Raw genomic sequence first — 13,741 nt, 5'->3', positions numbered from 1 at the left:
GATTTAATCGTCCAGCTTAGTTGGTACTTAAATCCAGATCATTCAGCATACTGGCCAATTGATCCTTGTAAACAATCCGTTGATCTTGCCACTCTTTTTGGATAATATTGGAAGCAGCAATAATGTGAAGCATGCATTCTTTAAGCAATAAAATGTCATTTTTATCCTTGCCTTTAAAGAAATCCTGCAAATCAGGTACCTGGGACAGGCTTTCTTTAAATTTTAATTCAGAATCATTTGTGCCTAAACTCACTGTATTTCCCTTTGTAAACCAATCACAAATTGATTGGTAGGGATTAACGGTCTTCTGTTTTCCTGTGTTAATGATTTTAGGAAATAGTGGCTGACATTGTTCAAGAATTGAATCATTGATCATGGCAAGGGCCACTTCATATGCTCCAATTTGTTCGCCCTCATAGACTAATTCCATTTTGCCTGTTATGGCTGGAACTATTGCAAGTAAATCTGCAATGCGAGCAGTGCCCTTGAGTTCATTATTCATCAGCATCCTTCTTTCAATCGTGCTATAAAGTAATTCCAATGCAGAAATACTAAGGCGGGCGGAAACACCGCTTTTTTCATCTACCATTTCACTATCCCTGGCTGTGAATGCAATTTGTTCCAAAATTCGCAACATTAACGAAGGGATATAAATACTCTTTTTTATATTTTCAGGAATGTGAGCTTCTTGCTGGCTTATCTGCAATGCAGTTTCAATATCTTCTGGATAGTGCGTAAGGATTTGGCTTTCTATCCGGTCTTTCAATGGGGTAATTATAGTTCCTCGCTGGGTGTAATCTTCAGGATTAGCAGTAAATATAAAAAACACATCCAGTGGAAGTTTAAATTTAAAGCCTCGAATTTGCAAGTCACTTTCTTCTAATATATTGAACAGGGCGACCTGAATTCTTGCTTGTAAATCCGGCAATTCGTTAATCACAAAGATGGATTGGTGCGATCGGGGAATTAAGCCAAAGTGAATTGCATATTCATCATCATAAGCAATGTTTTTCTGAGCAGCTTTTATTGGGTCTATGTCACCAATCAGGTCAGAAATGCTAACATCGGGGGTTGCCAATTTTTCAACATATCGTTGGGTTCTGTGAATCCAATCTATTGGACAATTTTCTCCATGAATTGCAATCATTTCCTTTCCGTATTTACTAATAGGGTTAATCGGATTGTCATTGATTTCACTTCCTTTAATAATGGGGATATATTCATCTAGCAATTGAATTAGTTGACGGGCCATCTTGGTTTTAGCTTGGCCCCGTAATCCAAGAAACAAAATATTGTGCCCACTTAAAACAGCGCGTTCAACATCCGGAATAACAGTCTGGTCATATCCGTAAATGCCGTTAAACAAACTTGTTTTAGTACGAATTTTTGATATTAAATTTTGACGAAGTTCTTCCCGAATGCTTCGATAGATATATTTACTTGCTTTTAATTCTTTAAGGGTGCTCGCTTTATCTTTTACTGCCATTTTTTCGTTTATTGTTTTCATAATTTATTAAAATATGGTCTCCCAATCCATCCAGGTTGGTATACATTGCTTTGCCATTGGCTTCTTTAGAAAATTGCTCGACAAACTCAATCAGATAGGGATCTGATGCAACCATAAAGGTTGTTAAATCAATTTTTTGTTTTCTACATTTTCGTGCAACTGCTAAGGTTCTGGAAACTATAAATCGATCCAATCCAAAAGAATTTTTGTACAGTTCTTTTCCACGTTTAATGCAACTCGGTTTTCCATCAGTAATCATCATAATATGTTTGTTTGATGATTTTCTTTTGTTAAGCAGTTCCAATGCCAGATTTAATCCGGCTACTGTGTTTGTATGATACGGGCCAACTTCAAGATAAGGAATATCTTTCAATTCGATTTGCCAGGCTTCATCGCCAAAGACAACAAAATCTAATTTATCTTTTGGATAATATCGGTGAATCATTTCTGCCAAAGCAAGGGCTACTTTTTTAGCCGGACTGATTCGATCTTCTCCATATAAAATCATGGAATGCGAAATATCGATCATTAAGACTGTGCTGCATTGTGACTCATGGATGGATTCTTTGGAAATCAAATCCGATTCTTCAATTCTAAATGATTTTGAACCATGATTTATAAAAGCATTTTTAACTGATTCAAATGCTTGTAAGTTTTGAAACAGATCTCCATACTCAAATGGTTTTAAAGAATCGGATGCTTCTTCTCCTGTACCCGATTTTTTTAATTTGTGTTTTCCTGGAAGCCCTTTCCGGAGTTTGCCAAATATAGATTCGAAAGCATTTTTTCTTAAATCTAGTTCCAGTTTCTTGGTTGGGCTGTATTGAATTTCTGGATCCATTCCTTCTTTCAAATACCCATTTCGCTTTAATTCTTCAATAAAATCAGGCAAACCGTAGGTTGGTTCAAAAATATTGAAACGTTTATCAAGTTCATTCATCCACTCAAAAAGCTCGTCCACCTGTCCGGAACTAGCAATAAAAAGTGCTCTAAAAATCTCTAAAAGCCTATCATACAAGCTTTTATTTGACAAATAGCTTGGGTCATAAAAAAACTGAATACCTTGAAATTTGGGTATTTTATTAAATGTCATGGAACTCTAACAAGCAGAAACAGAAGATCGTTTACCCGCTTTCGTTAAATTCATTAATTAAAGAAATTGAAATTGTACTTTTGCAGACTAAATTGAGATTTAATGAGGTTTTGTTTGCTATCACTATGTATTCTATTTTGTAGTTCAATATCCTTTTCTCAGAAGTCGGATATTCGGGGAAATGTGTACAACAAATTAACCGGAGAGCCTTTAGCTTTCACCTCTGTTTATTTGGAAGGGACCTCCTTCGGAGCAATTACGGATAATGTCGGGTTTTTTAATATTTCTTCAGTTCCAAAGGGAGATTACACCTTGGTTGCTAGTTATATTGGATTTGATACGGTTAAAGTTACCATATCAGTTAGAGGTAACCAAATTATCAATAAGCAATTGGTGATGAGTGAATCAAGTACTTTATTAGGGGAGGTCAGTGTATCTGGCAAAAAGCAACAAGCGCGAACTGAAGTAAAAATTTCTACCTTAACGGTTACTCCAAAAGAAATTAAAGCATTGCCTTCAACGGGTGGAGAAGCAGACATAGCTCAATATTTACAAATTATTCCGGGTGTAATCAGTACAGGAGATCAGGGAGGGCAAATTTATATACGAGGAGGTTCTCCGGTTCAAAACAGAATATTAATAGATGGAATGACGGTCTATAACCCATTTCATTCCATAGGCATTTTTTCTGTTTTTGAAACCGAAGTGATCCGCTCTGTAGATGTTTTGACCGGTGGATTTCCAGCAGAATATGGAGGAAGGGTATCGGCTATTGTAGATATGAAAACCAGAGAAGGTAACAAGACCCGATTGTCAGGCATAGCTTCTGCAAGTCCATTTTTAGCAAAAGCTTTAATTGAAGGGCCTATTTCAAAATTTCAGGAGGGAAAAAGTGGCAGCACTTCTTTTTTGTTAACTGCTAAATCGTCCTTTATTGACCAAACCTCTAAAACACTCTACAAATATGCCTTTGATACTTCGACCAACAGTTTGCCTTTTAAGTTTACAGATTTTTATGGAAAGATATCTACTATCGGAAGCAATGGAAATTTTCTAAACTTTTTTGGATTTAATTTTAACGATCAGGTTGAATATGCTGGATTGGCTGATTTGGATTGGAATGCATCAGGAGGCGGAACCAATTTTAAATTGATTCCAGCGAACTCCAGTGTGATTGTGGGAGGAAACGTAGCATATTCAAAGTATTTTATTAAATTAAATGAAATCAACTCTGAGCCAAGATCAAGTGAAATCAAAGGGGTTCAATCTAATATTGATTTCACATATTTTGCAAAGAATTCAGAATTTAAATATGGAATTGAATTTGATGCATTTAGTACAGATTTTAATTTTACTAATTTTCTGAAAATCCCGGTAAGTCAAAAAGACTACAATACGGAATTGGCAGGTTATTTTAAATATCGGAAGGCATTTAGAAAATGGGTGATTGATCCTAGTTTACGATTCCAATATTACGCTTCGTTAAAAAAGACTTCTGTCGAACCACGGCTTGGTTTAAAATATAATGTTGGAAACGATTTTAGAATAAAGGCTGCAGGAGGAATTTATACTCAAAACTTAATGAGTTCTGTTAGTGAACGTGATATTGTGAATTTATTTGTTGGATTTATCACAAGTCCTGATCTTATCAAAGCAAGCCATGCAGTTTTCGGATTTGAATTGGATTTGAATGAGAATACAGATATCAATGTAGAAACATACTATAAAAATTTTGATAAACTTTACCAGTTAAATCGGAATAAAAGGACAGTTGAAGAATCCAGTTATGCTATTGAAACCGGGGATGCATATGGTTTAGACATACTTGTGAAATCAAATTGGGTAAATTGGAGTGTTTGGTTGGGATACTCATTGGGCTACGTCAATAGAAATGATGGCAAGCAAGAATTTCCAGCATTATTTGACAGAAGGCACAATGCAAATTTGGTTTTGGATTACCAATTTGGTCGTAAAAATGTTTGGCAAGCAGGATTAAGATGGAATTTAGGTTCAGGCTTTGCATTTACCAAAATCCAGGGATTTATTGAGGATAATAAAATTCCAAAAGGGCTTGAAACTGTATTTGGAATTGAGAATGCCCCAATTGGTGTGATTTACTCAGATAAAATCAATTCAGGCAGACTTCCGTATTATCATAGGTTGGACTTTTCTTTAAAGCGGAAAATAATTATAAGCAAAAATATTTATTGGGAAATCACAGCCGCGGTTACCAATGCTTATGATAGAAAAAATATTTTTTATTTTAACGTTATTGAAAACAGGCGTGTCAATCAATTGCCAGTGTTGCCATCGTTGGTGGCGGCATTTCATTTTTAAATAATAGTTTAAAAAACTATTGAATTTTTCTTATTTCGGGACAAGTTTTTAGTTGAGTTTCAATTTCTTGAATTGTAAAAGCGTCCATTTTCCAGATTTGAGAATTCAAGTAATTTAAGATATTTACTAGTTCAACTGCACTTAACTTTGGAATTGGGGGCATAGCCAAATCTGAATGCCTCAAGTTAAACTGTCCTCCAGGAGTTCCAATGCCCTGATGAATCCAGCAGGCTAAATGAGTCCGTTGAGTTTGAATATAGGCTGTGTCTTTAAGCGAAGGATATAAATTGCCAAGTCCTTCAAATTGATCCCCATGACAACCGGCGCATTGTGTTTTATATAGTAATTTTCCTTCTTTATAAGTTTCAGTAGAATAATTGCATCCAAAAATTAAGAGAAGTATTGCACTAAAAAAAAGTTTATTTAGATTCATCCAAAAGAGTTTGTATGTCATTTATAAAACGATCAACGTCTTTGTCATCAGTACCTAAACAATATGATCTTAAGTGAAATTCTGAATCAGAGAGGAGGATCCAGCCACTATGATCAAAGCCACCCGGTGCGTCAGGATCTTCTGTTGCAATACTCATGTATTTTTCCGAAATTTCTTTAATTTTTTCTTTGTTGGGGATGTGTAATAAATGAAATTGATCTAAAGGATGATTTAACTTATCGTAGTAGCTTTTAAGTCTTTGTACAGTGTCTTTTCTGAAATCTATACTAAAATTAATAAAAACAAGTTGCTTGTTTCCTTTAAAATGATCGGCAATGCGCATCATGCTTCGAATCGTTTTAGGGCAAATTGTTGGACATGAAGTGAAGAAGAAATTAGCAATATGTAATTTTCCTTTTAATGAATCTTTTGTTATAAGTTTTCCAAATTGATTCTCAAAAGCAAAATCAGGAGTCTTTGCATAGATTGTATCATTGTTCTCGAAAGTTCGTAGGCCTAGTATAGGAAGTTTATCGTTTTTGCATGAGCTGAACAAGAAGGAAAGTGTCATAGCAAAAATCCACAAGAATTGATTTAAAAACTTATAAAATTGAGTGTTCATACAGATCGTATTTTATATTAAGTAGTATTAATTCCTAATTCCTAATTCCTAATTCGTAATTCTTAATTCTTAATTCTTAATTCCTAATTCACAACCCTTCCATCCCGCATCGTTAAGGTGCGATCAGCATTTAAAGCAATTTGTGTGTCATGGGTTACAAGGATTACAGTCATGTTATTTTCTGATTTTAAATTCATAATCATATTAAGAACTTGTTTTGCATTTTGTTCATCCAAATTACCCGTAGGTTCATCTGCCAACAGAATTTTTGGATTATTGATTAATGCACGTGCCAAAGCAACTCGTTGCTGTTCACCGCCAGATAATTGACCTGGTTTATGGTCCAGGCGGTTTTCCATAGCTAATTTATAAAGTAGCTCAGTTGCTTGAATTTTTAGCTCATGGTCGTTTCTACCGGCTATTAAGCCTGGTAAACATACATTTTCAAGAGCTGAAAATTCAGGTAGGAGATGATGAAACTGAAAAATAAAGCCAATGTGTTTGTTTCTAAATTGTGCAAGTGCCTTAAGTTTTAAAGAATTCAGCGATGTGCCATCAATTTGTATCGTGCCTTCATCTGCTTGATCTAAACTGCCAATTATATGAAGTAATGTACTTTTTCCAGCTCCTGAAGCGCCAATTATACTGATAAACTCACCCGTTTTTACCGATAGGTCAATCCCTTTTAATACTTCAAGTTGTTGGTAAAATTTCTTAATGCCCTTGCATTCAATCATTTATGAATATAGTTGAATTGTATTTAAAAATAATTTTGTATATGCAAATGTAATTCATGGTTTTACGAAATAAAAAGTATTACTAATCAGTTTAATATTGGAATTTGAATTAATGTTGAATAAAGAATTTAATTTTGCAGATACTAATTTCATAGGTTAAATAATCATTTCAAATCGGGGATGAGAATTCTACAATTAAGCAAGAAATTTCCTTTTCCACCCAAAGATGGTGAGTCCATTGCTATTTTGCAAATGAGTAAAGCCTTGCACAATAGCGGTTGTGAAATGAGTCTGTTAGCAATGAATACTTCAAAGCATCGGGTAGATCTCACAAATGGATTGCCTAAAGAATTGGCTTATTACCATCGGATAGAAACCGTTAACGTAGATAATAAAATTAGGTGGTCAGAAGCATTTAAAAATATTTTTTCTGAAGAATCCTATCATATTACCCGATTTGTTTCTGCTGAATTTTCTTTAAAATTAGAGCAATTATTACAAGAGAAGACGTATGATATCATTCAACTGGAGACCTTATATTTAGCGCCATTTCTTAGCATTATTAAGAAGTATTCAAAAGCAATGGTAGTCTTGCGTGCCCATAATATTGAACATGAGATCTGGCAGCGTATTGCCATGCAAGTACCTTCACTTCCAAAAAAGCTTTATTTAAATTATTTAAGTAAGAAATTAAGAAATTTTGAAATCAAATCTTTAAATGATTATGATTTTTTGGTTGCCATTACAGACAGAGATTTAGTACAGTTTAAATCATTGGGTTATAAAAATGGATGCTTAGCTTCACCGGTTGGATTTGAAGTATTAGACAATCAAATTGATTACAGTGCTTTTAATAGACCCATGATGCTCTCCTTTATTGGATCATTAGATTGGATGCCAAATATTGAAGCTGTTCGATGGTTTGTTCAAGAAGTTTGGCCAGTCTTAATGAATAAATTCCCTGATTTACAATTGCATATTGCGGGACGGAATGCTCCAAAAGATATTTCAGATATAAATCAAAAAAACATTTTTTTTCATGGGGAAGTTCGTGATTCAACTGAATTTCTAAACCGATACCCAATTTTGATTGTACCCGTTTTTGCAGGTTCTGGTATTCGGGTAAAAATTCTGGAAGCTATGTCTTTAGGCAGAATCGTGATATCAAGTTCGATAGGCCTGGAAGGCATTAGTGCAAAACATAAAGACCAGGTTTTTATTGCGAATAGTGTGGAGGATTTTGTTGAAAGCATCAGTCAATGTAGGAGTCGATACGATACCCTGAGGCAAATTGGTGAAAATGCTCGGAATTTTGTGATTGAAAATTTTGAAAATTCTAAATTAGCAGGAAAATTGATCCATGCTTACAAAAAGGCATTACATTCGCACAGCCTACTATAGGAATTATCTATAAAATGTCTTTTTTTCTTGAACTTTTATTTGCAATATCCTGTATTTTAATACTGCATAGTTATATTTTTTACCCAATTAGTTTAGTTGCAGCGAATCTATTTATACGCCCTAAAAAATCTGATTTGGCAACAGCAACAAAAGATCTTCCGGTTGTTTCTTGTATAACTTCTGTTTATAATGAAGCGGATATTATTGAAAAGAAAATTCATTCGGTGTTAAATTCCGAATATCCAATGCATAAAATTAAACTATTCATAGGTTCTGATGCATCAGATGATGGGTCAAATGAAATCATTGAGGCGCTTAAAATTAAATATAATAGTATTTATTTTTTCTCTTTTAATTCACGTCGCGGCAAAACAAATGTGATAAATGACTTAATAGAAGAAGCTTATAAGATTACTCCGCAATCAGATAATCATATAATTTTGTTTACAGATGCCAACGTCATTCTAAATGCAGAAACCATTGCTATTTTGGTATCAGAATTTATTAACCCTGCCGTTGCGGTAGTTGATTCACGTATTATCCAAAAAAATTTAAGGAGTGATGGTATTTCTAAGGCGGAAGGTCAATACATGTCATTGGAAACTAAATTAAAATTCCTGGAAGGGAAAGTTCTTGGTTGCATGATGGGTGCATTTGGAGGGTGTTTTGCTATAAGATCAAGTTACCTGCAAAAAATTCCGAATCATTTAATTGTGGATGATTTTTACATTACAATGAAAGCAATGATTCAAAATGGAATTTGTTTGTTAAACCCAAATGCGAGTTGCATTGAAGGCATTCCAAACCAAATGCATGAGGAATTTAAAAGGAAATCGCGGATTTCAATTGGCAATTTTCAAAATCTGGCCATTTTTAAGGACAGACTTTATAAGAAACCTTTTCGCCTTGCTTATGCATTTTTTTCCCATAAGTTTCTTCGCTGGATTGGGCCTTTTCTTTTTCTGAATATGTTATTCTCATCCTTGGGATTATGGCTGCTTGGCTCCAAGCAGTTCGGCCTCATCAACCTGTCATTAGTAGCACTCATTTTTGGGATTCCAGTTTTAGACTTTGTATTGCAGTATTTTGGGATTAATTTAAGACCGCTAAGGGCAATCAGGTATTTTTTTTATATGAACCTTGCACTTTTAAATGGGTTTATTATCTATGTTTCAGGTAAACAATTGGTTACCTGGCAACCACCAAAAAGAAGTAACATAACATGATTAAGTTTAATACAATTGAAGAGGCTATCCAGGACTTTAAAAATGGAAAAATAATCATCGTAGTTGATAATGAGGACAGGGAGAATGAAGGTGACTTTATTTGTGCTGCAGAAACCATAACTCCAGAAATTGTAAATTTTATGGCAACTGAAGGGCGTGGATTGATTTGTGCCCCGTTGGATGAAAAGCGAGCTGATTCTTTGAACTTACCCTTGATGGTGCGAAATAATACCTCACTTCATGAAACCGCATTTACTGTTTCTGTTGATTTGATAGGCTACGGATGTTCTACTGGAATTTCTGCATTTGATAGGGCACTGACGATAAAAGCGTTGGCTGATGTGAAGTTTATTGATACAGATTTTGCAAGGCCAGGTCATATTTTTCCTTTACGGGCAAAATCGGGTGGGGTATTGCAGCGTACAGGACATACGGAAGCAGTGGTTGATTTGGCAAAATTAGCCGGGATGACCCCTGCAGGTGCTTTGGTGGAGATCTTAAATGAAGATGGTTCAATGGCTCGTTTACCGGATTTAATTGTGAAGGCTGAGAAATTACAGCTTAAAATTATTTCCATCAATGATTTGGTAGAATATCGATTGCGTAGCGAACGATTAGTAAGTGTTGAAAAAGTTATGGAACGAATCATTCATGGTCAAACGATGAAGCTTATCCAATACAGACAAACTAATTCCGGAGACGTTCATGTGGCTTTGGTTAAAGGGCAGAGTGATCCTGGAAAAACAGCTTTAGTCAGGGTTCAACATGCCGATGTTTTTTCAGAACTCATGGATTTGTTTGTGGATACTGAAAACTCCAGTTTATCAAGAAGTTTCAAAGCAATTTCACAGGCAGAGTTTGGTGTAATCCTGCTTTTAACCAGCAAAGACCAATTCTGGCAACCATTTATTAAATTGGATCCTGCCAACACACAGGATCTACACAGAAATGAACAACAACAACGTGAAATTGGAATTGGAGCCCAAATTCTTAATGATTTAGGTGTTCGGAAGATGCAAATTATCTCAAATACACCCCGAAAAACAGTCGCCCTACAAGCTTACGGTCTGGAAATTACTGGTTATAAATCTTTTTAGGATTTTTCAAATGAAAGCCCAAGAATAAGGATCGTAATTTCAATTGCTTCAGGTTTAATTCTTGAAGCAATGTTATCCTACAAGGTATGTGCTTTAAAATGTTGGACAGATAAATCCCTCGTTGTCATAATTGCCAATTAGGCTTAGGCTCACTTCAATGCTGTGTGTAGGTGAGGCATATTTTGCCACATCACGGATTCCAAAATCATAATGCATGCCAATGATAAAGCTTTTAATTTCAAAGCCTACTAAAAATCCTAAGTCAGATGGACTAAAGCCCCCAAGATTTTTAATAAGTCTTGTATTCATGCCGGCATGAATGGCCGTTTGATTTAAATTGTAAAACGACCTGCGTATACTCATGCCTAAGTTTGTTAAAAAATGAGGACCTTGTGTGCTGATAAATAGTTTGGGAATTAAATCTGTGAAAGTATTTACTTTATAATTTGCATTTACAATTCCTGTAATTTTAATATCTGACTTTAAGGAATTGCTACCTGTATAATCGATATTATCAAAATCTTTATAGAAGGAAACATCTGGTCTAAAAATGTGATGAATGGCAAGTCCAGATTGTAGTTTTAATTTTGATTTTAAACGAACTTGATGTTGTAATCCAATTTTTATACTGGGTTTGGAAAAAATATTTGGTGGTAAAAGTTCGGAAGTACTGCCATTGTATTTATTTAGACCATCAAATTGATCTTCAAAATATAAATTGTCATAGTTAATAGAACGTTGTGTAATTCCTACTCCGATGCCTAGTGAAATATATTGTGAATTCGATTTGTCAAGCAGTTTATGATAAGCAAGTAAAATTGAAACTTCATTGTTGTTCCAATCAAATTGTTGCGCGCGGTCTGTTATAAAATAAACTGTAGCTCCAAAATAATCTGATTTAAAATTTTGAATGCCAAAATCAAATTTAATATCTCCCAAGATACAAAAGCTGGAAATAGGCTGGTCACTAAAGCCGATCCATTGATTTCTGTGAAGTGCACTTACCCGGTAATTTCCAGTAAACGCAGAGGTAAAAGCCGGATTGTAATAGGGTGCAATTGTGTTGAATTGAGAAAAATTTACTTCCTGACAGGTTATTAACTCTGCACATAGACAGAAAAACAGAAAAAATGAATATTTTAGCATTTGCTTAAAATTAAATCAAGTTGCAAGATAATATTAATTATAGTACCATTACAGATCCAAAATGTTAAGAAAAATAACCATTCCGTTGGTCAATATACGAAAGGAGCCTTCTCATAAGTCTGAATTAATTAGTCAGTTGTTATTTGGGGAATGTTTTTCTGTAATCCAGCAACAGGAAGAATGGATTTTTATTTTGTCGAATTCAGATGGGTATAAAGGTTGGATAGAAAATCGCATGGATATTTTTGTAGAATCCGAGGTATTGATTAAATCTAAAATTATTACTAGTTTTTTAGCTACCGTACAAGGGTCACTGAATCATCAGATTAAAATTCCAATTGGTTCGCTTGTCGATGACAGTAGGTATAAAATTTCCTCTGGTCAATATGCTGAAGTTTTACAAATTGCAGATGCCATTGATTGTATTGCTGAACAATTGGATGGTTCCCCTTATTTGTGGGGAGGGAGAACCGGTTTTGGTATAGATTGTTCTGGATTAAGTCAATTAGTTTATAGATTCATGGGGATTAATTTACCCCGAGATGCGGATTTGCAATGTCAACAAGGTTTGGATTTGTTTTTTGGCCAGCAAGAGGAGGGCGATCTTTTATTTTACGAAAACAGCCAAGGTCGAATTATACATGTTGCGATTGTAATGAATAAAGAGAGAGCAATTCATGCTTCTGGTTTTGTTAGAGTAGATCGATATGACGAAAAAGGTATATACAACGAAACACTAAAAAAATATACACATAAATTCGCCTTTGCTAAAAAAATTATAGAGCCCGGATGATATCATATTTTGTCACTACATGAAAATTACCGAGCTGGTCTTGAGTAATTACTCCGGGAATTTTTTCAGAAAAATATTTGTTTAAAGTACTCAAAGGAGTCTGTAAGGAAACCTTGGGCATGGGGTCAGACATGATTGTCCGGGCTTGTTTTTCTGGATTATTTAAAGGGTTTTCTATAATAAAATTCAATACAGTACTTTCTGAGATTGTGCCAATGATTTGGTCGTTTTCCATTAACGGAAGCTGTGAAATGTCGTGTGTTTTCATCATTAAAAGGACATTGCGAATACTTTCATTTGCGGATACACTGTAAAAACTTTTATCAGTTTTTTGCTTTATCAAATCTGAAACTAACAATTCTGTTTGGAGAAATCCTCTTTGGCGCATCCACTCATCATTGTAAATTTTTCCGATGTAACGACTTCCATGATCATGAAAGATAATAACAACTACATCATCTTTCTTGAGTTTATTTTTAAGTTGCAAAAGCCCTGCCATTGCAGATCCTGCCGAATATCCAAGCAATATGCCTTCTTCCCTGGCCAACCGTCTGGCTAAAATGGCACCATCTTTATCGCTTACTTTTTCAAATAAATCAATTAATTCAAAATTTACATTTTTGGGCAGAATGTCCTCACCGATTCCTTCTGTTATATATGGATAAATTTCTTTTTCATCAAAAACTCCAGTTTCTTTATATTTTTTAAATACGGATCCATACGTATCAATACCCCAAATTTTTATAGCCGGATTCTTTTCTTTCAAATATTTGGCAGTACCTGAAATAGTTCCACCCGTTCCAACTCCAACAACCAAATGAGTGATTTTACCATCGGTTTGTTCCCATATTTCTGGACCAGTACTTTCATAATGAGCCTGAGTGTTTGATAGATTATCGTATTGATTACACCAAAACGAATTAGGAATTTCTTTGCTTAGCTTTTCGGCAACGGAATAATACGACCTTGGATCTGAAGGTTCCACATTGGTAGGGCAAACGATAACTTCCGCACCCAATGCCTTCAATAAATCAATTTTTTCTTTGGATTGCTTGTCTGAGGTGGTAAAAATGCATTTGTAGCCTTTTACACAAGCCGTTAGAGCCAGTCCCATGCCAGTGTTACCACTAGTGCATTCAATGATCGTGCCGCCTGGTTTTATTTTCCCGGAATTTTCTGCATCTTCAACCATTTTAACTGCCATGCGGTCTTTGATAGAATGCCCTGGATTAAAGGTTTCTACTTTAGCCAAAACAAGGGCCTGGATATCATCAACGACTTTGTTAAGTTTTATTAATGGGGTGTTTCCGATGGTTTCAAGAATATTATTAAAATAGTGCATAACTAAA

The 13,741-nt window shown here is 34.8% G+C and carries 12 protein-coding genes; 5 read left to right on the top strand and 7 right to left on the bottom strand.

Going from position 1 to position 13,741, the window contains the following annotated elements; translation table 11 throughout:
- Nucleotides 1–16 precede the first annotated feature (16 nt).
- On the bottom strand, nt 17–1,486 hold the full coding sequence (locus tag IPJ80_13930) for a magnesium chelatase (protein MBK7914586.1): 1,470 nt from the start codon (nt 1,484–1,486) through the stop codon (nt 17–19).
- Nucleotides 1,470–2,567 carry a hypothetical protein gene (locus IPJ80_13925; GenBank protein ID MBK7914585.1) on the bottom strand — a complete coding sequence of 366 codons (1,098 nt, stop codon included), beginning with the start codon at nt 2,565–2,567 and terminating at the stop codon, nt 1,470–1,472. Before IPJ80_13925 ends, IPJ80_13930 begins: the two co-directional genes overlap by 17 nt.
- A gap of 135 nt (nt 2,568–2,702) precedes the next feature.
- On the opposite strand from IPJ80_13925, the gene IPJ80_13920 reads away from it, so the two are divergent.
- Nucleotides 2,703–4,937, top strand: coding sequence for a carboxypeptidase-like regulatory domain-containing protein (locus IPJ80_13920; protein MBK7914584.1), 2,235 nt, complete (start codon nt 2,703–2,705; stop codon nt 4,935–4,937).
- A 16-nt stretch (nt 4,938–4,953) separates the two neighbouring features.
- Here IPJ80_13920 and IPJ80_13915 read toward each other — a convergent pair whose 3' ends face one another.
- The 3 genes from IPJ80_13915 to IPJ80_13905 all read right to left on the bottom strand — a co-directional run bounded on the left by IPJ80_13915 (nt 4,954) and on the right by IPJ80_13905 (nt 6,729).
- Entirely contained in the window at nt 4,954–5,370 is a 417-nt protein-coding gene (locus IPJ80_13915; GenBank protein ID MBK7914583.1) for a cytochrome c, read from the bottom strand.
- A complete protein-coding gene (locus tag IPJ80_13910; protein MBK7914582.1) occupies nt 5,357–5,992 on the bottom strand; it encodes an SCO family protein in 636 nt (211 codons plus the stop codon). Before IPJ80_13910 ends, IPJ80_13915 begins: the two co-directional genes overlap by 14 nt.
- Before the next feature lie 83 nt (nt 5,993–6,075).
- Entirely contained in the window at nt 6,076–6,729 is a 654-nt protein-coding gene (locus IPJ80_13905) for an ABC transporter ATP-binding protein (protein MBK7914581.1), read from the bottom strand.
- A gap of 180 nt (nt 6,730–6,909) precedes the next feature.
- Here IPJ80_13905 and IPJ80_13900 point away from each other — a divergent pair, with 180 nt between their 5' ends.
- The 3 genes from IPJ80_13900 (at nt 6,910) to ribB (ending at nt 10,453) form a co-directional block, all read left to right on the top strand.
- Nucleotides 6,910–8,130, top strand: a complete 1,221-nt coding sequence (locus tag IPJ80_13900) for a glycosyltransferase (protein MBK7914580.1) — start codon at nt 6,910–6,912, stop codon at nt 8,128–8,130.
- Nucleotides 8,131–8,264: 134 nt separating this feature from the next.
- Nucleotides 8,265–9,356: a glycosyltransferase gene (locus IPJ80_13895; GenBank protein ID MBK7914579.1), complete on the top strand. Its 1,092-nt coding sequence runs from the start codon at nt 8,265–8,267 to the stop codon at nt 9,354–9,356.
- Nucleotides 9,353–10,453 (top strand): 3,4-dihydroxy-2-butanone-4-phosphate synthase, encoded by a 1,101-nt coding sequence (gene ribB / locus IPJ80_13890; GenBank protein MBK7914578.1) that lies wholly within the window; start codon nt 9,353–9,355, stop codon nt 10,451–10,453. The genes IPJ80_13895 and ribB overlap by 4 nt, the downstream gene beginning before the upstream one ends.
- Before the next feature lie 93 nt (nt 10,454–10,546).
- On the opposite strand, the gene IPJ80_13885 is transcribed toward ribB, so the two are convergent.
- A complete protein-coding gene (locus IPJ80_13885; protein MBK7914577.1) occupies nt 10,547–11,599 on the bottom strand; it encodes a PorP/SprF family type IX secretion system membrane protein in 1,053 nt (350 codons plus the stop codon).
- Nucleotides 11,600–11,660: 61 nt separating this feature from the next.
- On the opposite strand from IPJ80_13885, the gene IPJ80_13880 reads away from it, so the two are divergent.
- Nucleotides 11,661–12,392: a C40 family peptidase gene (locus IPJ80_13880; GenBank protein MBK7914576.1), complete on the top strand. Its 732-nt coding sequence runs from the start codon at nt 11,661–11,663 to the stop codon at nt 12,390–12,392.
- On the opposite strand, the gene IPJ80_13875 is transcribed toward IPJ80_13880, so the two are convergent.
- Nucleotides 12,376–13,734 carry a pyridoxal-phosphate dependent enzyme gene (locus tag IPJ80_13875; protein MBK7914575.1) on the bottom strand — a complete coding sequence of 453 codons (1,359 nt, stop codon included), beginning with the start codon at nt 13,732–13,734 and terminating at the stop codon, nt 12,376–12,378. The two genes, IPJ80_13880 and IPJ80_13875, sit on opposite strands and share 17 nt — an antisense overlap.
- Nucleotides 13,735–13,741 lie beyond the last annotated feature (7 nt).

Source organism: Saprospiraceae bacterium, assembly GCA_016714025.1.
GTDB lineage: Bacteria > Bacteroidota > Bacteroidia > Chitinophagales > Saprospiraceae > Vicinibacter.
The sequence above is the reverse complement of the archived record's forward strand: the minus strand, read 5'-3'. Positions and strand labels throughout refer to the sequence as shown.